The organism is Kitasatospora sp. NPDC098663 (assembly GCF_044760075.1).
Taxonomy (GTDB): Bacteria; Actinomycetota; Actinomycetes; order Streptomycetales; family Streptomycetaceae; genus Kitasatospora.
Map to the genome: position 1 here is coordinate 428,764 of NZ_JBIWAP010000001.1, position 24,064 is coordinate 452,827.

General features: G+C 73.6%; 20 protein-coding genes. 5 read left to right on the top strand and 15 right to left on the bottom strand.

Annotated elements, in window-relative coordinates; translation table 11 throughout:
• Positions 1-356: 356 nt before the first annotated feature.
• Positions 357-929, top strand: coding sequence for a superoxide dismutase family protein (locus ACIQVZ_RS01935; RefSeq protein WP_402446335.1), 573 nt, complete (start codon positions 357-359; stop codon positions 927-929).
• Between the two features lie 33 nt (positions 930-962).
• Here ACIQVZ_RS01935 and argF read toward each other — a convergent pair whose 3' ends face one another.
• The 3 genes from argF to ACIQVZ_RS01950 all read right to left on the bottom strand — a co-directional run bounded on the left by argF (position 963) and on the right by ACIQVZ_RS01950 (position 6,450).
• Positions 963-1,964 carry an ornithine carbamoyltransferase gene (gene argF / locus ACIQVZ_RS01940; RefSeq protein WP_402446338.1) on the bottom strand — a complete coding sequence of 334 codons (1,002 nt, stop codon included), beginning with the start codon at positions 1,962-1,964 and terminating at the stop codon, positions 963-965.
• A gap of 197 nt (positions 1,965-2,161) precedes the next feature.
• Positions 2,162-4,825: a polynucleotide kinase-phosphatase gene (locus tag ACIQVZ_RS01945; protein WP_402446341.1), complete on the bottom strand. Its 2,664-nt coding sequence runs from the start codon at positions 4,823-4,825 to the stop codon at positions 2,162-2,164.
• The gene (locus ACIQVZ_RS01950; protein WP_402446344.1) at positions 4,822-6,450 is read right to left on the bottom strand and encodes a 3' terminal RNA ribose 2'-O-methyltransferase Hen1; all 1,629 of its coding nucleotides are present in this window, start codon (positions 6,448-6,450) and stop codon (positions 4,822-4,824) included. Before ACIQVZ_RS01950 ends, ACIQVZ_RS01945 begins: the two co-directional genes overlap by 4 nt.
• A 176-nt stretch (positions 6,451-6,626) precedes the next feature.
• Between ACIQVZ_RS01950 and dapD the strand changes: the two genes are divergently transcribed.
• Complete coding sequence (dapD, locus tag ACIQVZ_RS01955; RefSeq protein ID WP_350886190.1) at positions 6,627-7,616, top strand: 2,3,4,5-tetrahydropyridine-2,6-dicarboxylate N-succinyltransferase; 990 nt, start codon at positions 6,627-6,629, stop codon at positions 7,614-7,616.
• Positions 7,617-8,067: 451 nt separating this feature from the next.
• The gene (locus tag ACIQVZ_RS01960) at positions 8,068-8,310 is read left to right on the top strand and encodes a hypothetical protein (RefSeq protein WP_402446347.1); all 243 of its coding nucleotides are present in this window, start codon (positions 8,068-8,070) and stop codon (positions 8,308-8,310) included.
• On the opposite strand, the gene ACIQVZ_RS01965 is transcribed toward ACIQVZ_RS01960, so the two are convergent.
• The 6 genes from ACIQVZ_RS01965 to ACIQVZ_RS01990 form a co-directional block, all read right to left on the bottom strand.
• Entirely contained in the window at positions 8,250-8,876 is a 627-nt protein-coding gene (locus ACIQVZ_RS01965) for a DUF6099 family protein (protein WP_402446350.1), read from the bottom strand. The genes ACIQVZ_RS01960 and ACIQVZ_RS01965 overlap by 61 nt on opposite strands.
• A 165-nt stretch (positions 8,877-9,041) precedes the next feature.
• Positions 9,042-9,449, bottom strand: a complete 408-nt coding sequence (locus tag ACIQVZ_RS01970) for a nucleotide pyrophosphohydrolase (protein ID WP_350886230.1) — start codon at positions 9,447-9,449, stop codon at positions 9,042-9,044.
• A 27-nt stretch (positions 9,450-9,476) separates the two neighbouring features.
• Positions 9,477-10,829 carry an ATP-binding protein gene (locus tag ACIQVZ_RS01975; RefSeq protein WP_350886196.1) on the bottom strand — a complete coding sequence of 451 codons (1,353 nt, stop codon included), beginning with the start codon at positions 10,827-10,829 and terminating at the stop codon, positions 9,477-9,479.
• Positions 10,830-10,923: 94 nt separating this feature from the next.
• A complete protein-coding gene (locus ACIQVZ_RS01980; protein WP_350886198.1) occupies positions 10,924-11,754 on the bottom strand; it encodes a putative RNA methyltransferase in 831 nt (276 codons plus the stop codon).
• A gap of 111 nt (positions 11,755-11,865) precedes the next feature.
• Positions 11,866-12,672 carry a RimK family alpha-L-glutamate ligase gene (locus ACIQVZ_RS01985; protein ID WP_402446354.1) on the bottom strand — a complete coding sequence of 269 codons (807 nt, stop codon included), beginning with the start codon at positions 12,670-12,672 and terminating at the stop codon, positions 11,866-11,868.
• A complete protein-coding gene (locus tag ACIQVZ_RS01990; RefSeq protein WP_402446356.1) occupies positions 12,669-13,640 on the bottom strand; it encodes a RimK family alpha-L-glutamate ligase in 972 nt (323 codons plus the stop codon). The genes ACIQVZ_RS01985 and ACIQVZ_RS01990 overlap by 4 nt, the downstream gene beginning before the upstream one ends.
• A gap of 272 nt (positions 13,641-13,912) precedes the next feature.
• Between ACIQVZ_RS01990 and ACIQVZ_RS01995 the strand changes: the two genes are divergently transcribed.
• Positions 13,913-14,773 carry a GNAT family N-acetyltransferase gene (locus ACIQVZ_RS01995; protein ID WP_402446359.1) on the top strand — a complete coding sequence of 287 codons (861 nt, stop codon included), beginning with the start codon at positions 13,913-13,915 and terminating at the stop codon, positions 14,771-14,773.
• A 74-nt stretch (positions 14,774-14,847) separates the two neighbouring features.
• On the opposite strand, the gene ACIQVZ_RS02000 is transcribed toward ACIQVZ_RS01995, so the two are convergent.
• From ACIQVZ_RS02000 to ACIQVZ_RS02015, 4 genes are all read right to left on the bottom strand, one after another.
• Positions 14,848-15,270, bottom strand: coding sequence for a fic family toxin-antitoxin system, toxin component (locus tag ACIQVZ_RS02000; RefSeq protein ID WP_350886206.1), 423 nt, complete (start codon positions 15,268-15,270; stop codon positions 14,848-14,850).
• Positions 15,267-15,503 (bottom strand): toxin-antitoxin system HicB family antitoxin, encoded by a 237-nt coding sequence (locus ACIQVZ_RS02005; protein ID WP_350886208.1) that lies wholly within the window; start codon positions 15,501-15,503, stop codon positions 15,267-15,269. The genes ACIQVZ_RS02000 and ACIQVZ_RS02005 overlap by 4 nt, the downstream gene beginning before the upstream one ends.
• Positions 15,504-15,664: 161 nt before the next feature.
• Positions 15,665-18,325, bottom strand: a complete 2,661-nt coding sequence (locus ACIQVZ_RS02010) for a collagenase (RefSeq protein WP_402446364.1) — start codon at positions 18,323-18,325, stop codon at positions 15,665-15,667.
• A 187-nt stretch (positions 18,326-18,512) separates the two neighbouring features.
• Positions 18,513-19,472 carry a LysR substrate-binding domain-containing protein gene (locus tag ACIQVZ_RS02015; RefSeq protein ID WP_402446366.1) on the bottom strand — a complete coding sequence of 320 codons (960 nt, stop codon included), beginning with the start codon at positions 19,470-19,472 and terminating at the stop codon, positions 18,513-18,515.
• A gap of 419 nt (positions 19,473-19,891) precedes the next feature.
• On the opposite strand from ACIQVZ_RS02015, the gene ACIQVZ_RS02020 reads away from it, so the two are divergent.
• Complete coding sequence (locus ACIQVZ_RS02020) at positions 19,892-20,089, top strand: hypothetical protein (protein ID WP_350886214.1); 198 nt, start codon at positions 19,892-19,894, stop codon at positions 20,087-20,089.
• A 155-nt stretch (positions 20,090-20,244) separates the two neighbouring features.
• Here the strand turns inward: ACIQVZ_RS02020 and ACIQVZ_RS02025 are convergent, their stop codons facing one another.
• Together ACIQVZ_RS02025 and ACIQVZ_RS02030 are read right to left on the bottom strand one after the other, a co-directional pair.
• The gene (locus ACIQVZ_RS02025) at positions 20,245-21,591 is read right to left on the bottom strand and encodes a class I SAM-dependent RNA methyltransferase (RefSeq protein ID WP_402446392.1); all 1,347 of its coding nucleotides are present in this window, start codon (positions 21,589-21,591) and stop codon (positions 20,245-20,247) included.
• 383 nt (positions 21,592-21,974) lie between these two features.
• The gene (locus tag ACIQVZ_RS02030; protein WP_350886216.1) at positions 21,975-24,044 is read right to left on the bottom strand and encodes an APC family permease; all 2,070 of its coding nucleotides are present in this window, start codon (positions 24,042-24,044) and stop codon (positions 21,975-21,977) included.
• Between the last annotated feature and the right edge of the window lie 20 nt (positions 24,045-24,064).

The following is a 24,064-nucleotide window of genomic DNA, read 5'->3' on the forward strand; positions in this document are numbered from 1 at the left end:
CAAGTATCTTGATGTCGAGATATATCCTATGGGGCAGTTATCTCGATGTCGAGATAAACCATAGTGCATGCCGTCGCCTTCACCACCGCAGGCATGCCTGGGTCGGCAAAAGCACAGGTCAGAGGCCTTCCGGGCGGCGGCGGGCGGCAACCGCACCGCTGCCGGTCCGGCACCGGCCCAGTGTCGACCCAGCACCGACTCACACCAGCTCACCACCGGAACCGCCGGTCGGCGACGGGACGAGCAGAGGTGCGCCCGCGCGACCCCGTTCGTCTCCGGGACCGTTCGAGGGTGTCCACCGGCGCCCGGCGCCGTTGAGCAGGGCGTCCGTCACCCCGCCCGTGGAAGGCCCGTTGATGTCCGCTCCGCTCGCCGCCGCGCTGCTGCCGCTGGCCCTGCTCGTCCCCGCCGCCGCCTCGTCGGCCCCTGCCGCCTCGCCGGGCTCCGCCGCCCCGCCCGTCTCCGTCGTCGAGGCCGCCTTCGACCCCGCGACGGCCTTCGTCCCGCCGACCGCCGTCAGCTACGCGGACGACCTCGTGCCGTACGGCGCGCACACCCGGATCGTCACCGACCGCTCCACCGCGGGGCGGACGGTGCTCACCATGACCGTCACCGGACTCGCCCCCGACCACGAGTTCCCGGTGCACCTGCACACCGGCTCCTGCGGGGCCGACCCGGCCTCGTCCGGACCGCACTACCAGGACGCCGTGGACCCGGTGCAGCCGTCCACCGACCCCGCGTACGCCAACGGGCGCAACGAACTGCGGCTGGCGCTGCGCACCGACGGGCACGGCGAGGGCACCGCGACGGCCTCGGTGACCTGGCAGCCGCGGCCGGGCGAGGCCCGCTCGCTGGTGATGCACGCGGGCACCCCGGCCGGCCCGCACGCGGCGGGCGACCGGGCGGCCTGCGTCAAGCTGGAGAAGTGAGCTCCTGCTCCTGCTCCTGCTCCTGCTTCAGCTTCAGGAGCCGAGGGTGGCGACCAGGACCGCCTTGATGGTGTGCAGGCGGTTCTCGGCCTGGTCGAACACGACGGAGTGCGCCGACTCGAACAGCTCGTCGGTGCACTCCAGCTCGGTCATGCCGGTCGCCTCGTACATCTGCCGCCCGACCACCGTGCCGAGGTCGTGGAACGCGGGCAGGCAGTGCAGGAACTTCACGGCCGGGTTGCCGGTGGCCCGGACGGTGTCCATCGACACCTGGTAGGGCTTGAGCAACTCGATCCGCTCGGCCCAGACCTCCTTGGGCTCGCCCATCGAGACCCAGACGTCGGTGTAGAGGAAGTCCACGTCGGCCACGCCCTCGGCCACGTCCTCGGTGAGGGCGATCCGGGCGCCGGTCGCCTCGGCCAGCGTCTCGGCCGCCTTCCGGACCTCCTCCGCGGGCCAGAGGGAGCGCGGGGCGACGATCCGGACGTCCATGCCGAGCAGGGCGCCGGTGACCAGCAGCGAGTTGCCCGTGTTGGAGCGGGCGTCGCCGAGGTAGGCGAGGGCGGTCCCGGTCAGCGGCTTGGTGCCGTGCTCGGTCATGGTGAGGACGTCGGCCAGCATCTGGGTGGGATGCCACTCGTCGGTGAGACCGTTCCAGACCGGGACGCCGGCGTTCGCGGCCAGCTCCTCGACGACCTCCTGGCCGTGGCCGCGGTACTCGATGCCGTCGAACATCCTGCCGAGCACCCGGGCGGTGTCCCGGATGGACTCCTTGTGGCCGATCTGCGAACCGGACGAGTCCAGGTAGGTCGTGGTGGCGCCCTGATCGTGGGCGGCGACCTCGAAGGCGCAGCGGGTACGGGTGGAGGTCTTCTCGAAGATCAGCGCGATGTTCTTCCCGCGCAGCCGGGGCTGCTCGGTGCCCGCATACTTGGCCGCCTTGAGCCCGGCGGCGAGGTCCACCAGGAAGCGGAACTCCTGGGGCGTGAAGTCGAGCTCCTTGAGGAAGTGCCTGTTCCGGAGGTTGAAGGCCATGCCGGGCTCCTGGGATGACGGGACGTGCGGGAAAGAAGCAAGTCTATACGATACTCGGAATTTCTATACACAGCGGGGGTGGGAGAGGGGGGAGCCCCGCCGCGGACTCCCCCCTCCGCGCCCGGTCGGCCTACAGCCGCGGGCACCCTCCGCGCCCGGTCGGCCCACAGGCGCGGGCCTCCTCGACTCCCGTCGGCCTACAGGCGCGGATCGACCGGCTCGGACTCCAGCGCGAGCACCGCGAACACCGGCTCGTGCACCCGCCACAGCGGCTCGCCGGCCGCCAGCCGGTCCAGCGCCTCCAGACCCAGCGCGTACTCGCGCAGCGCCAGCGAGCGCTTGTGGCCCAGCGACCGCTCGCGCAGCCGGTCCAGGTACTCGGTGTAGTCCGGGCCGTAGACGATCCGCAGGTACTCCCGGCCGCGCACCTTCACCCCCGGCTGCACCAGCCCGCCCGGGCGCTCCCCGCCCCGCTCCGTGCGCACCACCGAGGCCAGCGGTTTGACCACCATGCCCTCGCCGCCCGCCGCCGTCAGCTCCTCCCACCAGGCCGTGGCGGCCGCCACCGAGGCCTCGTCCTCGGTGTCCACCAGGAAGCGACCGGTGCGGTGCACGACCGGTGCCCGGTCGCCGTCCGTTTCGGATGCCGCTTCGTCGGCCACGACCAGGCGGTCGATCCAGGCCAGGTGCTCGTCGTGCGGGCGCACCGCGAGGTTCGCCCCCTCGGCGGCCAGCACCTGGAACGGCGCCAACCGCACGCCCGACAGCCCCTCGGTCGGCCAGCAGTACCGCCGGTACGCCTCGGTGAACGCCTGCGCGTCGGCCGCGCGCCGCCGCTGCCTGCCGGTCAGCTCCGCCAGGTCCAGCCCGCGACCGGCCGCCCGCTCCAGGGCCGCCAGCGCCTCCGGCAGGGCGGCGCCCGCCGCCGCGCCGACCGCCGCGTACTGGCGGCGCAGCAGTTCCACGGCCTTCAGCGACCAGGGCATCAGCTCTGCGTCCAGCAGCAGCCAGCCGGTGCCCAGCTCGTCGAACAGCCCCGAGCGCTCGGCGGCCGCCCGTACCCGGCCCAGCACGGCCGCGGTCAGGCCGTCGTCGGCGAGGAACGCCCGGCCCGTCCTGGTCCAGATCGCGCCCGGACCGGCCACGCCGAAGCGCCGCTCCAGCGCCGCGTCGTCCCGGGCGACCAACACCACCGCGCGGGACCCCATGTGCTTCTCCTCGCACACCAGGTGCCGCACGCCGTCCGCGCGGTAGGCGGCGAACGCCTCCTGCGGGTGTTCCAGGAAGCCGTCCCGGCGGGAGGCCGCGCTCGGCGCCATGGTCGGCGGCAGGTACGCCAGCAGCCGCGGGTCCAGCGCGAAGCGGCTCATCACCTCCAGCGCCGCCGCCGCGTTCTCCTCCCGGACCGCGACCCGCCCGTGCAGCCCGGTCTCGACGATCCGGCGGCCCGCCACGTCGGCGAGATCCAGCGGACGGCCCTCGCGGGCGCCCGGCGCGTCCGTGGACAGCGGGCGCACCGGCGCGTACCACTCCCGCTCGGCCGGCACGCTCACCAGCTCCCGCTCCGGGTAGCGCAACGCCGTCAGGGTGCCGCCGAACACGCAACCGGTGTCCAGGCAGACGGTGTTGTTGACGAAGCTCGCCGACGGCACCGGCGTGTGGCCGTACACCACCAGCGCCTTGCCCCGGTACTCCTCCGCCCACGGGTAGCGCACCGGCAGGCCGTACTCGTCGGTCTCGCCGGTGGTCTCCCCGTACAGCGCGTGCGAACGCACCCGGCCCGAGTTGCGGCCGTGGTAGCGCTCCGGCAGACCGGCGTGGCAGACCACCAGCGCGCCGCCGTCCAGCAGGTAGTGGCTCACCAGGCCGCGCATGAACTCCCGCGCCTCGGCCCGGAACTCCTCGGACTCGCCGGCCAGCTGATCCAGCGACTCCTGCAGACCGTAGGCGACGTTGACCTTCTTGCCGTCCAGCGCCCGGCCCAGCTTGTTCTCGTGGTTGCCCGGCACGCACAGCGCGTGCCCGGCCCCGACCATGCCCATCACCAGGCGCAGCACGCCCGGCGTGTCCGGGCCGCGGTCGACCAGGTCCCCGACGAACACGGCGGTACGGCCCGCCGGCGGCACCGCGTCCACCGGCCGGCCCCCGGCGTCCCGGGTCAGCGTGTAGCCGAGGCGGGTCAGCAGGGTCTCCAGCTCGGAGCGGCAGCCGTGGATGTCGCCGACGATGTCGAACGGGCCGGTCAGGTGACGCAGGTCGTTGTAGCGCTTCTCCAGCTCCACCTCGGCCGCCGCCACCTCGGCCTCGCCGCGCAGCACGTGCACCTTGCGGAAGCCCTCGCGCTCCAGGCCGTGCAGGGAACGGCGCAGCTCGCGGTGCTGGCGCGGGACGACGTGGGCCGGCAGCTGGCGGTCCGGGCGGGAGCGGTTGCGCTCGGCGCACACGCCCGGCGGGACGTCCAGCACGATCGCGATCGGCAGCACGTCGTGCTCGCGGGCGATCCGCACCAGCTGGCGGCGCGCCTCGGGCTGGACGTTGGTGGCGTCCACGACGGTCAGCCGGCCGGCCGCGAGGCGCTTGCCGACGATGTAGTGCAGGACGTCGAAGGCCTCGGCGGAGGCCGACTGGTCGTTCTCGTCGTCGGCGACCAGGCCGCGGCAGAAGTCGGAGGAGACGACCTGGGTGGGCCGGAAGTGGCGGCGGGCGAAGGTCGACTTGCCGGCGCCGCTGGTGCCGATCAGGACGACGAGGGAGACGTCGGTGACGGGGAGGCGGCGGGGGGCGGGGTGGTCCTGGGGCCGGCCCTGGTCGTGCTCCTGGTGCTGGTGCTGCTCGGGCGTCGGGGTCGCTTCGTCGGTCATCGGGATTCGCCTCCTTCGGGCGCCGGGTCGGTCGGGGTGTGCTCGGTCGGGGTCGGGGTCGGGTCGGTCGCGGCCTGGTCGGTCGCGGCCTGGTCGGTCCGGGCGGTGCCGGTCGGGGTCTGCTCGGCAGGACCGGTGCCGAGGCGGAACAGGGCCAGCTGGGTCGGCGCGCCGACCTCCTCGTCCTCCGGCCCCACCGGACGCAGCACCACCGTGTAACCGAACACGGCCGCGACCCGCTCGGCCCACGCGCGGAACTCGGCGCGCGACCACTCGAAGCGGTGGTCGGCGTGCCGGACAGCGCCCGCCGGCAGGCTCTCCCAGCGGACGTTGTACTCGGCGTTCGGCGTGGTGACGACCACCGCCCCCGGCCGGGCCGCGCCGAACACCGCGTACTCCAGGGCGGGCAGCCTCGGCAGGTCCAGGTGCTCGACCACCTCGCACAGCACCGCCGCGTCGAAACCCTTCAACCGGGCGTCCGTGTACGTCAGCGCGCCCTGCGCCAGCGTCACCCGGGCCGCCAGCCGCTCCGGCATCCGGTCCAGGCGCAGTCCGCGGGCCGCCGCCTGCAACGCCCGCGCCGACACGTCCACGCCGAGCACCTCGGTGAACCGGGCGTCCTTCAGCAGTTCGCCGATCAACTCGCCCCGGCCGCAGCCGAGATCGGCGACGCGGGCCGCGCCCACCTCCCGCAGGGCGGCGATGATCGCGGCGCGGCGCCGCCCGGCGAGGGACGGCGGCTTGGGCTCCGATGTCGCCCCCGTCGCCCCGGTCGCCTCCGCCGGTTCCTCCGGCCGGTCGTCGACCGCGTTGTCGACCTCCTCGGGCTCCCGGTCGTCCGCCTCCGCCAGCCGGGCCAGCTCCAGACGCTCCATCGCCACCCGGGTCAGCGCCCGGCTCCGGGACAGGTAGCGGCGGGTGATCAGGGCGCGTTCCGGGTGCGCGGCCAGCCAGCCCTCGCCGGCGGCGAGCAGCTTGTCCACCTCGTCCGGGGCGACCCAGTAGTGCTTGGCGCCGTCCAGCACCGGCAGCAGCACGTACAGCTGCTGGAGCGCGTCGGCGAGCCGCACGGCGTCCGAGACCAGTGCGAGCCGCACGTACCGGGACTCACCCCACTCCGGGAACGCCTCGTCCAGCGGGAGCGCCACCGCCTCGACCCGCCAGCCCAGCGGCTCGAACAGCCGGACCGCCATCACCGGGCCGCCGCCCTCGCCCGCGCCGTTCGCGGGCACCGCGGGCAGCGTGATCCGCAGCGGGCGCGGCCGGTCCGCCAGCCCGGGCCGGGCCGGGCAGGCGCCCTTCATCGCGGACCGGAACACCGTCCGCAGCGCCACCGCGAGCAGCGAGGACGCCGCGTACGGGCGGTCGTTGACGTACTGGGCGAGCGCGAAGTCCGGCGAGCCGCCGCGCCCCTTGCCCCGGCCCTTGCGGACCAGCGCGATGGGGTCGACGTCCAGCAGCAGCGCCGCCGTACAGACGTCGTCGCCCGCCTCGGGGTAGAAGACGTGCGCCTCGCCGTGCGACGTCGCGAACCGCTGGACCTTGCCCGGGTGCTTGTGCAGCAGGAAGCCGAGATCGGTGGCCGGGCCCTCGACGCTGCCGGTGGTGGAGATCGACATGAACACCCGTCCGAGTATCACCGAGCAAACCTCCGCTGAACACCGGGTTTTCCGGCTCGGCGGCCGTCCGCCGCAGCCCGCCGGCGGCCGTGTACGCACGGCAGGGGCGTGCCGACCGGCGGCCGCGTCCGCACGACGGGCGTGTTCGGCAGCAGGGCCCCGCATTGGTTAACGTGCACGGTGTGACTGCTGAATCGACCTCCCTCCCGAACGGGGCCGTGGCCGCCGGCCTGGCCACCATCGCCGCCGACGGCACCGTCCTCGACACCTGGTTCCCCGCCCCCGCCCTGGCCGCCGAGCCCGGCCCGGCCGGCACCGTCCGCCTGACCGCCGAGCAGGCCGAAGCCGAACTCGGCGCCGGCGCGGCCGAGGCGCTGCGCGCCGACCCGCGCCGCGGCGTCGAGGTGGTCGCCGTGCGCACCACCATCGCCTCGCTCGACGAGAAGCCGCTCGACACCCACGACGTGTACCTGCGCCTGCACCTGCTCAGCCACCGCCTGGTCAAGCCGCACGGCCAGAACCTGGACGGCGTCTTCGGGCTGCTCGCCAACGTCGCGTGGACCAGCATCGGCCCCGTCCCGGTGGACGCGGTCGAGCAGGCCCGCCTCGCGGTCCGCGCCCAGGGCGGCCAGCTCGCCGTGTACGGCATCGACAAGTTCCCGCGGATGACCGACTACGTCGCCCCGTCCGGCGTGCGCATCGCCCACGCCGACCGCGTCCGCCTCGGCGCCCACCTGGCCGTCGGCACCACCGTGATGCACGAGGGCTTCGTCAACTTCAACGCCGGCACCCTCGGCACCTCCATGGTCGAGGGCCGGATCAGCGCGGGCGTCGTCGTCGGCGACCACAGCGACATCGGCGGCGGCGCCTCGATCATGGGCACCCTCTCCGGAGGCGGCAAGCAGGTCGTCTCGGTCGGCGAGCGCTGCCTGCTCGGCGCCAACGCCGGCATCGGCATCTCGCTCGGCAGCGACTGCGTCATCGAGGCCGGCCTGTACGTCACCGCCGGCACCCGGGTGACCACCCCGGACGGCACCGTGGCCAAGGCCGTCGAGCTGTCCGGCCAGGACAACCTGCTGTTCCGCCGCAACTCGCAGACCGGGGCCGTCGAGGTCATCGCCCGCTCCGGCTCCTGGGGCGGCCTCAACGCCGACCTGCACGCTCACAACTGACCTGCGGGACCACGCCATCGGGGTCCGGAGCCGACTCGGGCTCCGGACCCCGAGTGCGTGCTGCGGCTTTCGGTGGGCGTGCGGGGCCCCTCCCCCCCTCCCCCTCCCTCCCCTCCGCCCTCTCCTCCTTCCCCTCGCCCGAAGCCCTGGTCCTGTCCCGGCTTGGTCGGGTGCCCGGCTTGCTCGGCGCCGAGCAAGCCGGGTATGTCTCGTCGCGCACCTAGCCCAGGCCGCTTCGCGGCGGCAAGCCGGGATCACCCGGGAGGCTTACGGCGTAACGGAGTTGGACCACATCGGGTGGCGCGCGGTGACCGGCCGCCGGAGCGGTTCGTTGGTGCTGCGGCGGGGGCGCGTGCCTCGGTGGCCAGGCATCAGACACCCCCGCTGCGCGGGCCGGCCGAGCCACCGCCGGCCGCCTCACGCCGCGCTACCGATCCGAAGAGGTCCCGTCATGACCGAACCAACTGCCACGCCGCAGCTCCCGAGCAGCCCGGCGGGCTCGGCCGCCGGTATCTCGTCCGGGCCCGCCCCGCAGAAGAGCCTGCTGGAACAGTTGCACGAACTGCTCGCCTCGGTGTCCGCGGATCTCGCCGAGTTGCAGTCCCCCGGCATCCGGGAGGACGACCCGACCACCTATCCCACCGGTACGGACACCTCCTCCTCCGACGCTCCGGCCACACCAGGCACCTGGTAGTCCGGCGCCTGCTCCTCCCCCGTCGGCCCGCCCTCGTCCGGCGGGCCGAGCCGGACCACGAGTAAGGGCGAGCCCCGCTCGGCCGGCGCCCCGCCGAGCACCGCGCCTTCCTCTCCCTCCAGCCTGCCCGCCGCCTTCCGCAGCCGCCCGGCCAGGTCCTTGCACTCCGACACCGCGTCCACGCCGTCGATGCACGTCCAGTAGAGGCTCTCGGTGTCGGCCCCGCAGGCCAGCACCACCAGCGTCTCCCCGACGTCCCGCAGCAGCCCGTCCAGCGCACCCAAGGACGGTGCCAGCTCGCCGAGTTCGGCGAGCCGACCGGCCCGGCCGCCGCTCAGCACGGCGGCCCTGACGACCGAGCGTTCCAGGCAGACCGCCGCGTGCGCCGCGGCCTCGGCCAGTTGCTGCCCCAGCCCGGCGAGCTCGTCGTCGTCCAGCTCCGCCAGCCTCGCCCCCACCGCCTCGGTGAGCAGCGCGGCCTGCCGCGCCTCGGCCAGCACGTCCGGTACGTGTCTGGCCTCGGCCAGGGCGTGCCGGGCCCTCTTGATCAGTCGCAGCGCCTCCATGGCCACCGCTCCTTTCGCTCGCTGTCGCCGTGGGACCACGACCGCCGGTGGGGCGGTCAGGTGGTCACGGCGAAAGCGTGCGGCGAAGTCGGCGAGGGCGCATCCGTCATCGGGAAAGCTGTGGACAAGTCCGGGGCTGTGGATAACTCCCTTCCCTCACAGGGATTATTCGTCCACGTCCGGGTTGACACCCGCCCCGCCGTGGTCGGTGTCCGCCGGTCCGTCCGGCACCGGGAAGCGGAGCTCGTTCCGCTCGATCTTGGCCGCGAGGGCCTCCAGCGGATCCACCCCGACCACCGTGCAGAACTGCACCAGGTACGCGAGGACGTCCGCGACCTCGTCCCGCACCCGGTGGGCCCGCTCCGGATCGGACATCACCGCGGCCGCCTGCTCGGGCGTCAACCACTGGAAGATCTCCAGCAGTTCGCCGGCCTCCACGCTCAGCGCGGCCGCCAGGTTCTTCGGCGTGTGGAAGGGCTCCCAGCGCCGGGCCGCCGCGAAGTCCGCCAGCCGCTGCCGCAGGGCCTCCAAGGTCGGCCCGGTGGGCCCGGCCGGTTCTCCCGGCCTCGTCACTCGTTCGTTCACCCGTCCAGGTCTACCTCACCCGTCCACCTCCTCCGCCCCCGGGTCGGCGCCGTCCCCGCGCCCGCACTGGGCCGGCACCCGGATCGTCTCGGGCCGCAGCACGGTGTGCCCCGAGTCCGGGTCGCGCCGGCACTCGACCAGCACGGCCGCGCCCGACCGCGGTTCGGCCGCGCCGAGCGCCTCCCGCGCCGCGGCGGGCTCCTGAAGGGCGGCGAGGACGCGCAGCTGGTTGCGCCCGGACATGTCCCGGGCCAGCCGCAGCAGTGAGGCGGTCTGTTCGGTGGCGAGCCCGGCGCCGAGGTCCTCGGCGAGCACGGTGAGCTGCCGGTGCGCCCACGGCACCTCGGCGGCCACGTCGAGGTCGAGCACCCCGGCCCCGGTGAGCAGCACCGCGGCGAACGCGAGGTGGCGCAGCATGCCGTCGGAGGCCTGGTCGGCCCCGGTGCGCCCGAGGACGCCTTCGTCGAAGACCGCGAGGACGCGCTGGTCGGGCCCGCTGCCACGGTGGGCGAGGGAGAGTCCGAGCAGCGGGTGCGGGGCGGCGGACTGGACGGCGCGCAGGAGCTGCCCGTAGCGGCGCGGGCACTCGTTGCCGAGCCGGGCGAGGACGGCGGAGATGTTGGCGGCGTTGCTGCGCAGCCGGGCCTGCGGGTCAGGTCGGGCCCAGCCGCGCATGAGGGCGGGGACGGGGTGGACGGGGAAGACCTCGCGCAGGGCGGTGAGCAGGTCCTCGGTGGCGGCGAGGACCTGTCGTTCGCCCCGGGAGGAGCCGGCCACCCGGAGCGGCAGTTGCGCGGTGATCATGGTGCCGCTGGGGAAGGGCGCCCGGATGTCGCCCTGGCGGGTGTCGTTGTGCCAGCAGACGTTGACGCGCCGCTTGCGGACGTCCTGTTCGCCGGTGTCGACGAGGGTGCGGCCGTCCAGGGTGAGCGATTCGCGGGCGATCCGCACCGGGCCGTCGGTGCGGACGACGACGTCGAGCCGGATGCGGCCGTGCGGGGAGCGGACGGTGCAGCCGAGGATGACGGCGTCGCGCCCGTGCGGGACGCACCCGGTCAGGCCGCCGCGGACGGGTTTGGCCAGGGGTCCGGTGCGGTCGGGCAGCCCGTCGAAGGAGCCGGCGATCTCCTCTCCGAGGGCGAGTCGGGAGAGCACGGCCAGTGCGTCGAGGGCGTTGGACTTGCCGACGCCGGCGGGCCCGTGCAGGACGGTGAGGGGCGCGAGCGGCAGGACCGCGCGCCGGTAGGACTTGAACGAGGTGAGCCGGAGCTCCTCGACGGTGGGACGTGTTACGGATGGCCGATCGGGCCCCGGGGCGCTCGGTCGGGGGTGGGCCGGCGCGGCGGGCCGGGTGGCGTCGCGGTTCACCCGTCGGACGTTAGCCGCAGGCCGGTCGGCAGAAACGTGCCTGCTCAGGAGATTCATCCCAACGTGGCGGCCACACCCCGCGCGCGCCCGTCGTTCAGCGCCGGTAGGCGGCCACCGTCACGGAGGCGGTCACCTCGACCGGGTCCGGCAGGTCCGCGAGCGCGGCGGCCAGCCGGTCCGGGTCGGTGTGCCAGGCGCTGGGGCCCATGCCGACGACGGTGCGCACGTCGTCCGGGCCGAGCCGCAGGGTGAACTCGACCTGCCGCTGCCCGGCGGGGGTCAGGTAGGGGCCGAGCTTCTCGTCGATCCGCCGCTGCTTCTCCTCGTCGACCGACAACAGGCCGAGCGCGCCGACGAGTTCGCGCAGGTGGCGGGCGGTGGGCGAGACCAGCAGCAGGGTGGCGCCGGGGCGCAGCACGCGGCGGATCTCGGGCCCGTTGCGCGGGGCGAAGACGTTGAGCATCAGCCCGGCGGAGGCGTCGCGCAGCGGCAGCGGCCGCCAGGCGTCGCAGACCACGGCACCGATCCGGGGGTGGGCCTTGGCGGCGCGGCGCAGCGCGAACTTGGAGATGTCGAGGGCGGCCCCGACGCGGCCGGGCAGGGCGTCGAGGACGTGGGCCAGGTAGTGGCCGGTGCCGGCGCCGAGGTCGGCGACGAGGCCTTCGGGGTCGGCGGCCGCGGCGGCCTCGGCGAGGGCGTCGGCGATGGGCCGGTAGTGGCCTGCGGCGAGGAAGTCGGCACGGGCGGCGACCATCTCGGCGGTGTCGCCGGTGCCGGTGTGGGCGTCGCCGGCGAGGAGGCTGACGTAGCCCTGCTTGGCGAGGTCGAAGCTGTGGCCGGCGGGGCAGCGCAGGGCGCGCTCGTGCCGGGTGAGGGCCTGCGCGCAGTGGGGGCAGGCCAGGTAGTGCTCGATGTCCTGCAGCAACGTTCCGTCTTCTCTCGCCGTTCAGCCCGGGTGCCGGGGGTCTCGCGGGTCCGGTGGCCCTGAGCAACCAGCCTAACGACCCCGCCCGACCCCGACGGCCCGCTGCCCGGCCTACCGATCCCGCCCCTGCGCGACGCTCCGGAGCCCGCGCTCCGCCGCGACGCGCAGGGCGAGGGCGGCGAGCGCCTCGGGCGCGCCCGGCCGGCCACGGATGCCGGGGAAGGCGTTGACGTCGACGATGACGGGTTCGGCGGGCCCGTCGAGCAGGTCGACGCCGTAGACGTCGAGCCCGAACACCTCGCCGACGCGCAGGGCGAGGGCGGCCCGTTCGGCGGGCGGCTCCCACTCCTGCCCCCGCCCCGATTCCCCCTGGTCGTCGGCGAGTTCGGACCGCCGCCGGGCGGCGAACACCTGCCGGTCGATCACCCACAGCTTCTGGTCCCAGCCGGTCCCCGGGACGAACGGCTGGGTGACGACGGGCTCGTCGGGCCAGCGCGCGACGAGTTCGCGCAACCGGGCCGGGCCGTCGACCCGGGCGACCAGGTCGTGGCGCCGACTGTTCCGGCTCTTGACGACGAACGGGTAGGCGGAATAAGCGAGTTCGGCGAGCCGCCCGGCGTCGCCGGTGGCCGCGAAGGGCAGGTCGGCTGCGCGCGCGAGTTCGGCCATCCGCACCCGGTCCTGGCAGAGTTCGGTGGCCGCGGCCGAGTTGATGACAGGCGCCCCGCGCCGCTCCAACTCTCGCGCGAGGGAGAGGGATCGACGGGTGTGGGCCTTGAGCAGATAGACGTCGGCGAGCGTCGGTCCCGCCGGGCCGTCAGGGTCGACGATCGTCACCTCGTGCCGGTCCGCCAGCAGGGCGGCGGTCGCCGCGAGCACCGGGTGTCCGGGGTCGGCGGTGATCAGGCCGATCCTCATATCGCCCCGCCCAGGCGATCCCCGCCCAGGCCGACCCCGTCAAAGCCGCCCCCGCCCAAGCCGGCCCCGCCGAACTCCCCACGACCGAAGCCCAGTTGCCCGTACCCCGCGCCACCACCCGCCGGCACCAGCGCGGGCGCGGGCGCCGACACGGCCGTCCCGCTGCGCGCGAGCCGCAGCACCGCCCGGGAGACCCTGGCGACCGCGTCCGGCACCTGGCGGAAGCTCGGGAAGTCGTTGATGTCGACGACCACCGGCCCGTCCGGCCCGAGCAGCACGTCGACGCCGTACAGGTCGAGCCCGAACACCTCACCGACCTGCGCCGCGATCCGCGCGACCTCCCCGGACAACGGGACCTGCCGTTCGCGCACGCCCTGTCCGGGGTGGAGCGGGGAGGAACGTTCCGTCGCGAAGAGCTCGCCGTCGACGCAGTACACCTTGAGGTCGGTGCCGGAGTTGGGCACGTAGGGCTGGGCGATCAACAGCCCCTCGTCGGCGAGTTCGGCGCCGAGGTCGAGGAGGTGGTCGGGGCTGGGCACGAGCCGGACGGCCCGCCCGGAGCTGCCGTCGGCGGGCTTGACGACGAGCGGGTACTCGGCGGCCGGGATCTCGGCGAGCCGTTCCCAGCGGGCCGTGGCGTAGGTGACGGGGACGGGCAGGCCGCGAGTGCTGGCGATGACGGAGGCGAGCGCCTTGTCGCGGACGCCACGGATGGAGCGGACGTCGTTGACGGTGGTGAGGCCGACGGCGGCGGCCGCGTCCAGCAGGGTCAGTCCGGGCCCGCCGGAGACGGTCTTGAGCACCCAGGCGTCGTGGCTGCCGGCACGGATCGCCTCGGAGACCGCCATCAGCGAGTCCCCGGGGCGCAGCACGTCCACCCGGTGCCCCCACGCGGTGAGCCGGCGTGCCACGTCGAGCGGCATGCCGTCGTGCCGGTAGTGCTCCTCCACCAGAAAGCAGAGCCTCATGGGCCTGTCTTCCCCCCTTGCCGAGCCGAGTGCGGACGTCCGCCGTCCCCCTTCGGCAGAGCTGTCAAGGCATCAGCATGCCACGCGGTATACGCACAAGATCGCTGCGAGCCGGTAAGCGTTCGGCAACAATCAGGCGCCCGCACCACCCAGCCCTTCGGCGCCTCCGGCGCGACGCACCGCCCCGCCCGTCACCGCCCCTGGCGTCCCCGACGCGAAGCCCGGGAACAATACGGTGGCGGGCCCCCGACGCCCCTGCTTGGATGCACGCCGTGACTTCTGTCGATCATGATCCCGACCCTTCCCTCCTCGACGCGATCGAGCGCTACTACGACGCGGTGCCGCGCAGCGCCGCACGGGCCGAGGACTTCGGCCCGCTGACCCTGTTCGTCCGCGAGAGCGCGGGCTGGCCCTACTACGCCCGCCCCACGCTCGACCACGACGGCCCCGCCACCACCGCCGAGGACGTCCTGCGGGTGCTGGCCCGCCAGCGGGAGCTGGGCGAGCCGGAGGCCTTCGAGTGGGTGGCCGAGCGGAGTCCCGAGCTGCGGGCCGCGGTGGAGGCGGCCGGGCTCGCGGTCCACGAGCACCCGCTGCTGGTGCTGGGCCCGCAGGACGAGCCGGCCCCGGCGCCCGAGCTGCCGGAGGAGGTGCGGGTGGAGGTGCTGGGCGCGGACGCGCCGGAGCTGGCGTCGGCGGTCGCCGTTGCGCACCTGGCGTTCGCCGACCCCGGCACCGGCGTGGGTGTCGTGGGCGCCACCGAACTGGCGGAGGCCGCAGGGCGGTTGACGGCGGAGGGCGCGGTGGCGCGGATCGCACGGCGGATCACCGACGGCGCCACCGTGCTGGCCGCCGCGCTGGAGGGCGGGTCCGCGCTGTGCGCGGGCCAGCACAATCCGGTGGGCGCGGTCACCGAGGTGGCCGGGGTCGGGACGCTGCCGGCCGCGCGGCGGCGCGGGCTGGGTCTGGCGGTCACCGCGGCCCTGGTCGCGCACGCGCGGGCGAACGGCGTGCGGACGGTGTTCCTGTCCGCCGCCGACGAGGAGGTCGCCCGGATCTACCGCCGGGCGGGCTTCCGCCCGTTCGCGACGGCCCTGATCGCCGAGCCGGCCCCGGACCGGCCCGGCGACTGACCCGCCGAGCGCACCGACCGGAGCTCTGCGGGGCGGACGACGGGGACGACGCGACCGGACGGAAGCCCACCCGGTCAGTCGTCGTCCTCGTCCTCCGCCCCGCTGACGCCCTCCCCCTCGGCCTCGTCGACGACCCACCCCGCCAGCCGTTCGGCGACGCCGGACACGCCGAGCCGCCCCTCCCGGATGGCCCGGGCGAGGCTGCGCACCTCGCGGGCGGTGGTGGCGACGGTGCAGCCGCTGGCGACGAGGTAGGCGTAGGCGACGGCGGTCGCGTAGAGCTCGTTGGTCTTCTCCAGGGCCGGCACCCGGATCAGCTGGTGCATCAGGGCGGCGGCGCGGTCCTGCGGTTCGGGGTAGACGTCGATGTCGAAGATCTCGGCCTGGTGCCGGGCGACGGCCGCGAGCAACGACCCGTAGTCGGTGACCTGCGGGTCACCGGGCGTGTACTGCTCGGCGGTCATGAGCAGCCACGAGAGGTCGACCTCCAGCTTCAACGGCGCACGTCCTTCAGGTCGCCGGACTCCGCGAACTCGGCCAGGAAGGCCGTCTCGTACTCCTTCATGAACTGGGCGGCGGCGTCGACGAAGGCCCGCCCCGCCTCGCCCATGTCCTGCTGGACCAGGCGCTCGATGTACTGGTTCATGCTGATCCCCTGCTGCTCCGCCCGTTCCCGGGCCATCTCCGCGGTCGTGGCGTCCACCCGGACGTTCAGCTGCTTCTTACCCATGAATCTCAAGCTAGCGCTGAAGTGCTAGCACAACAAGGGCGCACGCACGCCTGTCGGACGCCCCCACGGACGCCCGACAGGCGCCCCCACGCACACCGGGCGGCCACGCCCGCGGCAGGGTGCCGCGGGCGTGGCCGCCCGGGAGCGGACGCGGGACCGGATCAGAACTGGGTGCTGACCGTCACCCCGCTGAAGTCGGTGTTGGCGTAGAGGCTGATGTAGCGGTAGCCGGCCGTCGGGTTGGTGACGGTGATGCTCTGCGTGCCGCCGGCGTTGGTGGAGGAGGCGGTGAAGGCGTTCGGCGAGGCCCAGGTGTCCGCGTTGTAGTACAGGTACGCGGTGCCGGTGCCGCCGGAGGTGCTGATCTTCAGGGTGCTGACACCGGCCGGCAGGTAGACGTAGAGGTAGTCGAGGTTGCCGGCGGTGGCGGTGAGGTTGGACCGGGAGCAGTTCTGCCCGAGCGCGTCGGTGCGCGGGTCGGTGCAGGTCGGCAGGGTGGTGCCGCCGCCGGTGCCGGTGGTGACGGTGACCGAGGCCGGGGTGCTGGCGGTCCTGCCGGTGGCGTCGGTGACGGTCAGGGCGACGGTGTACGTGCCCGCGGCGGCGTAGCCGTGGCTCGGGTTCCGCTCGTCGGAGGAGGTTCCGTCGCCGAAGGTCCAGTGCCAGGCGGTGATCTGGCCGGGGCCGGTCTGGACGGACTTGTCGGTCAGCGTGACGGTGGCGCCGTTCACGGCCTGGGCGAACAGCGCGGTCGGGCCGGCCGCGTAGCAGGCGCCGGCGGCGCAGCCGTCGAGCCAGGCGTCGAAGTCGGCGTCGTAGCCGGTGCCGATGCCGTTGTAGACCGCGTAGCCGCCCTGGTAGTCACCGGTGCGGAAGTGGCCGAGCATGGCGTAGACGTCGGCCGGGTGCTTCTCGAACATGTACCGGACGGCGAGGTAGCCCCACGGGTAGGTACGCACCGAGTCCGAGTTGCCGTACGTGTTCTGGAGGACGGTGCTGAGCTTGTAGGTGTGCTTGGCGGCCTCGGCCATCGCCTGGGTGTCGGTGGTGCCGCGGTAGGCGTAGGACTCGTACTCGGCGACGCCCTCGATCCACCAGATGTCGGGCACGGAGATCTCGGTGGAGAAGTTGCCCTTCATGTCGTAGATGCCGTCGAGGTAGTGCGTGTACTCGTGGTTGAGGTTCCACACGTTGGCGGTGAAGCCGTCGTTCCACGACTTCTGGTACATGACGCACACGGCGCGGTTGTTCGGGTCGGTCGGGTCCATGACGGTCTGGCCGCCGTTGTCGGTGGAGTTCCCGAAGATCGCCCAGGAGTAGTTCAGGTAGTCGGCCTGGTTGGCGAAGACCGCGAGGGTCATGTTCTTGCCGTACGGGTTGACCGGGCCGTTGTCCTTCACCAGGTTGTGGAAGAAGGTGTCCTCGCCGCGCAGGCTGGTGCAGACGGCGGCCAGGTCGGCGGGCGACAGCGACTCGGTCTGGATGGTGCGGTTGTCGCAGACCAGCTGGTTCGGCAGCACCGCCGCGGTCAGCTTCGCCGGCAGGTCGCAGGTGCCGTAGTACGAGCACTGGCCGGGGTCGAACGCGTTGGCCTGGTAGGCGGTGTGGACGTACAACGGGCCGGTGACGCCGGTGATCTGGGCGCCGTCGAGCACCTCCTTGACCTTCCCCTTGACCGCGGCCTCGACGACGGGGCCGTCGCCGGCCATCCGGCCGAGGTCGTTGCCGGCGTTGACGTCGAGGTAGGCGTTGGCGGTGCCGAGCAGGTCCTTGTGGTTGAGCGCGAAGTCGCCCAGGACGGTGCCGATGCTCGGGTCGGCGCCGACCGCGCTGACGAAGTCGCTGTTCCAGTTGCCCCGCCACAGCGGCGCTGACAGCACGGCGTTGACCGCCTTGAGCATCTTCGGGAAGGCGTTGTACGAGTTGTTGTAGCTGGTCAGCACCTGCTTGTAGACGCCCAGGTAGCTGCCTTGCAGGTTGGCGCTGTCGGTCAGGACCAGCACCTCGTTGAGCACGGTGCCGTTGTTGTCGGTGACGTCGGTCCAGTGCCGGCCGGCGAAGAAGGCGTCGAGCCCGGCCTTGGAGGCGGTGGTGAGCGCCGCGTCGTAGGGGCCGACCGCGTCCGCGTTGTTGGACTGGACGTAGTACCCGGCCCGCAGGAAGAGCACGAGCTGCAGGATGCCGGTCGAGTTGTCCCCGGTGTAGTTCGCCGCCAGGCCCTGGTAGGCGTTGGCGACGGTGAGCATCTGGGATTCCTTGAAGATCCTGCCCGCGTCGGCGCCGGTGACGTTGAACAGCGTGTTCACGCAGTCCGTGGTCGAGCCTTCGAGGAAGGAGACCAGGTCGGCGCCGCTGCGCCCGCCGAAGTCGGCGGGGGCGCAGCTCGCCGCGGCGGCACCGGCCGTACCAGCGACGGCGCGAGCCGCACCGGCCGCGGCACGGGCGGAACTGCCCTGCTGGGCCGCGGAGTTGCCCGGCTTGGCCGCGGGTGCGTGCGACTGGGCCGGGCGGGGCGCGGTCTGCACGGCGGTGCCGGCCGGCTGGCCCATCACGACCTGGCCCAGCAGCGCCGGCGGCAGCGGCTTGGCGGCGGGGGCGGCGGCCTCGGAGGGATCGGCCGCGAGGAAGGCCCCCAGCGGCTTCGGGACGGCCGCCGCGGTGTCGGCCGACGCCGGGGCGGCGGCGGACGACCGGGCACCGGCCGGCGGCTGGGCGGCCGACCCGGACGCGGCGAGCGCCGGGACGGGCAGCAGGGTGGCGGCGGTGGCACAGCCGGCGACGACGCCGGCCATGAGCGTGGGGAGGGGTATGCGAAGGCGCACTGCGGGGTCCTTCTCCTGTGGGGGAGGTGACTGGACGACTGCCGAGGCTTGGGGGAAGTCGACGTGATCCTGCCATCGGGCGACCCATCAGAACAATGTCACAGGTCATATGACATCAACCGCGTCCGGCATAACACCGCCCCAGCGCCGGACCCGACCGCACTACCGGCCGACCCGGCCGGCCTCCCTACGGCCGGACCGGCCGGTACGTCCGCGCCGCCCAGGCCTGGAAGGTCGGCGAACTGGCGATCAGGTCCCGGTAGGCCGCGGCCGCCGCGCCGAACAGCGTCTCCACCACCTCGCCGCTCACCCCGGCGGTCCGCCAGGCCAGCAGGTGGCGTACCCAGATCGGCGTCCCGGCGAGCGGCTTGACCACCACTTCGGCCAGCGGCCTGGTGGTCGCCTGGACGACGGAGATCCCGAGCCCGGCGGAGATCATCTCCTGCAGCTCCAGCCGCCCGCCGAGGAACTCGTGGACGGTCGCCGGGGTGAAGCCCGCCGCGGCGCACGCGCCGTAGAACACGCCGTGCCAGCCGGCCCCGTCGTCGGGGGTGAGGAACCAGTCCTCCTCGGCCAGGTCCACCAGGGCGATCTCGGTGCGGTGCCGGAGCCGGTGGCCCGCCGGGAGCGCGACGAAGGCCGGCTCGGTGACGATGCCGCGGTGCGCGACGGCCGGCGAGTGGCGCAGTTCCCGGCCCGGGTAGTCGACCGCCACGGCGGCCTCCGCGTCACCCTGCTCCAGCAGGTCGACGATGTCCGACGAGCGGTAGACGGAGGTCACCGTGAAGCGCTGGTCGGGCCGCTGGTGCCGGGCCCTGGTGACCAGTGCGGGCAGGATCGGAGAGATGGTCGCGGCCAGCCGCAGCTCCTGGCGGGCCGGCTCGCCGGGGGCCGCCGGGCGGCGGCCGAGGCAGTCGGCGCGGGTGAGGAGGTCGCGCGCGGCGGCCACCACCTCGACGCCGAAGCAGGTCGGCGCGACGCCCACGGCCGTGCGCTCGAACAGCGGCGCGCCCAGGTGGCGTTCGATCCGGCGCAGTTGCGTACTGGTCGCGGGCTGCGAGGCGCCGAGCAGGACGGCGGCCCTGCCGACGCTCCCCGTGTCGGCGATGGCGCACAGCACGCGAAGGTGCCGCAGTTCCAGCTCCATGACCCTCCCCCTCACGCAAGGGCCGCACCCTCCCGGCCGACCGCTCCGGGCGGGAGGGTGCGGCCCCGGCGGTGGCTGTGCAACAGCACACATGACATGTCGGCCGCTCACCTTCGCCCCGCGCGAATCACCTCGTCAAGCCCCCTCCGGGAGCCGAACGGCCGCGCGGGCAGCGGCCTTTACCGGCACATTGCGTCCCCCTGACCACTCCCTGACCCGCACCCCGGCGGCCGCCCCGCCCGGCACCCGCCACCCCGCCCGACGCCGGCCCCGCGAAGCCCCTCCGAAGCTCTCCGACGCCACCCCGCCCGACGCCACCCCGCCGGGGCGAGCGAGACTTGAAGAGTTCTTCGCCTTCCGGGACTCTGAACTCTCCTGAGCGTTCCGCGGAGCGGCACCGACCGGTCTGGAGGCCGGCAATGACAGCCATGTTCGACCAGGAGCTGCGCGAGCAGCTCGCCCAGGCCCGCCGGGACCTCGCAACGGCCCGGACCGAAGGAGACGCCGACGGCGTCCAGGCGTACGAGGGCCGGATCGCCGGACTGCTCCGGCTCGCCGCCCAGCACGGGATCGACCTTCCGCACAGCGCCGACGAAGAGGAGCACAACCGGCCCTGACCGTCCCGCACCGGAACGGCGAGGAGGCGGCACCCGCGTGAACGGGTACCGCCTCCGCTACCGAACTCGGCCGAACTCCCCCGGACCCCCCGCGAACTCCCGCGAACGCAATCAGCGCCCGTCGAAGCCGACCGGCACCCCGGAGGGCCGCCGGGTCACTTCCCGATCGGCTCCAGGACCGCCACGCACTCGAAGTGGTGCGTCATCGGGAACAGGTCGAAGGCCCGCAGCGAGACCGGCCGGTAGCCGCCCTCGCGGAAGAACGCCAGGTCCCGGGCGAGCGCCGCCGGGTCGCAGGCGACGTACGCGATCCGGCGCGCCTCCAGCCCGACCAGGTGCGCCACGGTCTCGCGCCCGGCGCCCGAGCGCGGCGGGTCCAGGACGATCAGGTCGGTGGCGGTGATGCCGGTGCGCGGCAGCAGCGTCTCGACGCGGTCGCACTCGATCCGCACGTTGTCCAGCGCGGCCAGGTTGTGCCGGGCGTCGGCCACGGCCTGCTTGGAGGACTCGATGCCGAGCACCGCGCCCTCCTCGCCGACCCGGTCGGCCAGCGCGCCCGCGAACAGGCCGACGCCGCAGTACAGGTCGAGCGCGTTCTCGCCCCACTGCGGGTCCAGGCCGTCCAGGACGGCGTCGACCAGGGTGTCCGGCGCCTCGGGGTGGATCTGCCAGAAGCCGCCGTTGCTGACCCGCCAGGTCCGCCCGGTCGCCCGCTCGCGCACGAAGCTGCGGCCGTGCACGCGGTGGATGTCGCCCTGGTCGTCCACCCGGGCGATCGACACCGGCTTGTCCAGCTCGACCAGCGGCAGCTGGGCGCCGGGACGCGGGGTGAGCACCACCTGGCGGTCCGAGGAGCCGCTCGCGGCGATCACCTCGACCGAGGCGATGCCCGGCCAGTCGCGGGACTCGATGCCGAGTTCGGTGACGCCCTCGGCGGCGATCAGGCAGCGGTCCACCGGCTGCACGTCGTGCGAGCGGTGCTTGCGCAGGCCGACCTTCCCGGTCTCCTGGTCCACGGCGTACTGCACGCGGGTGCGCCAGGTCGGCACCTGCCCGGCCGGCAGCTTGCCGCCGACCGGCTCGACGCTGCCGTCCCAGCCGGCCTCGGCCGGGGTGAGGCCGGCCAGCTTGGCCAGCTGCTCGGTCAGCACCTGCCCCTTGAGCTTGCGCTGCCCGCCCGGGGTGACGTGCTGCCAGTCGCAGCCGCCGCACTTGCCGGGCCCGGAGAACGGGCACGGCGGCGCGATCCGCTCCTTGGCGGGCTCCAGGATCTCGACCGCGTCGGCCCGCAGGAACCGGGAGGTGGAGGTGCCCTCGGTGACCAGTGCGACCACCTTCTCGCCGGGCAGCGCGTGCCGGACGAACAGCACCCGGCCCTCGTGCCGGGCCACGCAGTGGCCGCCGCCGTGCGCGACCGGGCCGACCTCGACCTCGTAGCGCTGGCCGGCCAGCGGATCGCCGGACGGCGTCTCGGGCCGCGCGGCCCGCGGCGCGGTGCGCAGCGCCTTCGGCGGCCGCACCGCCTGCTTGCGCGGCCGCTCCCCCGGCGTGCGGGACGCCTGCGCGCGGGAGCCCTGCGCACGGTCGCCCTTCGGCGCACCGTCCTTGGAGCGCTCGGCCTTCTGCGTGCGCTCGGCCTTCTGCGCACCGTCGGTCTTCTGCGTACGGGCGGCCTTCGGCTTCCCCGTGTCGGCTTCCGCCGGACGCGCGGGAGCGGGCTCGCCCGGCGCGAGCGGCGCGGTCTGCGCGGTGAAGCCGTCGCGGTCGGTGGCGGCCGGGCGCACGGGCTTGCCCCAGCGCGGCCGGGCGACCTTGCCGGGCTTGGCGGCGCCCTTGCGGGCGCCCTTGCCCGAGGATCCGGAGGAGCGGGACGGGGTGTTGCGGGTCACTGGGCGGAGTCCTTGCTGCTGTCAGCGGTGGCGTCTGGCATAACGGGGACCTTCGACTTTACGGCCTTCGGCGCCCGAGGCTCGCCACGCCGGACGGCACCCGGCGCCGACCAGGCCTTCTGCGGCTTGCGCCGCTCGGAGGACTCCAGCTGCCACGGCACCGAGGTGACCATCACCCCGGGCTTGAACAGCAGCCGTCCCTTGAGCCGCAGCGCGCTCTGGTTGTGCAGCAGGTGCTCGTACCAGTGGCCGACCACGTACTCGGGGATGTAGACCGACACCACCTCGCGCGGGCTGCTGCGGCGCAGGTTCTTCACGTAGTCGAGGACGGGCCCGGTGATCTCGCGGAACGGCGAGTCCAGCACCTTGAGCGGCACCTCGATGCCGCGCTCGTCCCATTCCCGGCGCAGCGCCGCCGTGTCGGCCGGGTCGACGTTGACGGTGACGGCCTCCAGGGTGTGGGCGCGGGCGAGCCTGGCGTAGGCGAGGGCGCGCAGCGCGGGCTTGTGCAGCTTGGAGACCAGCACGATGGCGTGCACCCGGGTGGGCAGCACCACGTCGTCCGGCTCCTCGGCGGCGGTGAGTTCCTCGGAGACCCGGTCGTAGTGGCGGCGGATGCCCTTCATCATCACGAAGAGCACGACCATCGCGGCGATCGCGATCCAGGCGTGGCTGATCTTGGTGACCAGGACGACGATCAGCACGGCCATGGTCATCACCAGGCCGAAGGTGTTGATCGCCCGGCTGCGCTGCATGTGGCGGCGCTTGGCCGGGTCGGTCTCGGTGCGCAGCAGCCTGGTCCAGTGCCGGATCATGCCGGACTGGCTCATGTTGAAGGAGACGAAGACGCCGACGATGTAGAGCTGGATCAGCCGGTTGGGGTCCGCGTCGAAGGCGATGACGAACAGGATCGCGGCGATCGCCAGCAGGATGATGCCGTTGGAGAAGGCCAGCCGGTCGCCGCGGGTGTGCAGCTGGCGCGGCAGGTAGCGGTCCTGGGCGAGGATCGAGCCGAGCACCGGGAAGCCGTTGAAGGCGGTGTTCGCGGCGAGCACCAGGATCAGGCCGGTGACGGCGGCGACGAAGTAGAAGCCGGGCGTGAAGTTGTTGAAGACGGCTTCGCTGATCTGGGCGAGCGCGGTCTTCTGGTGGTAGCCGGGCGAGGAGCCGACGAGCTGCTCGGCCGGGTTCTCGGCCATCTGGACGCCGGTGAGGCGGGCCAGCCAGATGATGCCCATGAACATCACCACGGCGATGCTGGCCATCATCAGCAGGGTGGTGGCGGCGTTCTTGCTCTTGGGCTTGCGGAAGGCCGGCACGCCGTTGGAGATGGCCTCCACGCCGGTGAGCGCGGCGCAGCCGGAGGAGAACGACTTGAGCAGCAGGAACACCATGGCGAACCCGGCCAGCGAGTCGTTTCCGGGGGTGGCGGCGAGGTGGAAACCGGAGCTCTCGGCGGGCATGTCCTGGCCGAACAGGAAGTGCCGGACGAAGCCGTAGCCGACCATGCCGATGACGCCGATCATGAAGGCGTACGTCGGGACGGCGAAGGCGGTGCCGGATTCGCGGACGCCGCGCAGGTTCATGCCCATCAGCACCACCACGACGATGACCGACAGGGTCAGTTCGTGGCCGCGCAGCGCGGGGACGGCGGAGACGACGTTGGCGACGCCCGAGGTCGTCGAGACGGCCACGGTGAGCACGTAGTCGACCATCAGGGCGCTGGCGACGACAAGCCCCGACTTGGGCCCGTGGTTGACGGTCGCGACCTCGTAGTCGCCGCCGCCGCTCGGGTAGGCGTGCACGTTCTGCCGGTAGGAGGCGACCACCGCGAGCATCACGATCGCGACGACGACGCCGATCTGCCAGGAGAAGTGGATCGCCGAGGCACCCGCCACGGAGAGCGTCAGCAGGATCTCCTCGGGGGCGTACGCGACCGAGGAGAGCGCGTCCGAGGCGAAGACGGGCAGCGCGATCCGCTTGGGCAGAAGTGTTTCGCCCAGTTTGTCGCTGCGCAGGGCGCGCCCGATCAGGATGCGTTTCGGTAGGTCAGTCGGCATAGGCACGTTAAGGAATCGTAGGGGCT

What these genes read in the sequence shown, in the direction of transcription:
- ACIQVZ_RS01935 (WP_402446335.1), top strand. Translation starts at nt 357, where the DNA reads ATGTCCGCTCCGCTCGCCGCCGCGCTGCTGCCGCTGGCCCTGCTCGTC.
- argF (WP_402446338.1), bottom strand. Translation starts at nt 1,964, where the DNA reads ATGGCCTTCAACCTCCGGAACAGGCACTTCCTCAAGGAGCTCGACTTC.
- ACIQVZ_RS01945 (WP_402446341.1), bottom strand. Translation starts at nt 4,825, where the DNA reads ATGACCGACGAAGCGACCCCGACGCCCGAGCAGCACCAGCACCAGGAG.
- ACIQVZ_RS01960 (WP_402446347.1), top strand. Translation starts at nt 8,068, where the DNA reads ATGACCGAACCAACTGCCACGCCGCAGCTCCCGAGCAGCCCGGCGGGC.
- ACIQVZ_RS01965 (WP_402446350.1), bottom strand. Translation starts at nt 8,876, where the DNA reads ATGGAGGCGCTGCGACTGATCAAGAGGGCCCGGCACGCCCTGGCCGAG.
- ACIQVZ_RS01985 (WP_402446354.1), bottom strand. Translation starts at nt 12,672, where the DNA reads ATGAGGATCGGCCTGATCACCGCCGACCCCGGACACCCGGTGCTCGCG.
- ACIQVZ_RS01990 (WP_402446356.1), bottom strand. Translation starts at nt 13,640, where the DNA reads ATGAGGCTCTGCTTTCTGGTGGAGGAGCACTACCGGCACGACGGCATG.
- ACIQVZ_RS02005 (WP_350886208.1), bottom strand. Translation starts at nt 15,503, where the DNA reads ATGGGTAAGAAGCAGCTGAACGTCCGGGTGGACGCCACGACCGCGGAG.
- ACIQVZ_RS02015 (WP_402446366.1), bottom strand. Translation starts at nt 19,472, where the DNA reads ATGGAGCTGGAACTGCGGCACCTTCGCGTGCTGTGCGCCATCGCCGAC.
- ACIQVZ_RS02020 (WP_350886214.1), top strand. Translation starts at nt 19,892, where the DNA reads ATGACAGCCATGTTCGACCAGGAGCTGCGCGAGCAGCTCGCCCAGGCC.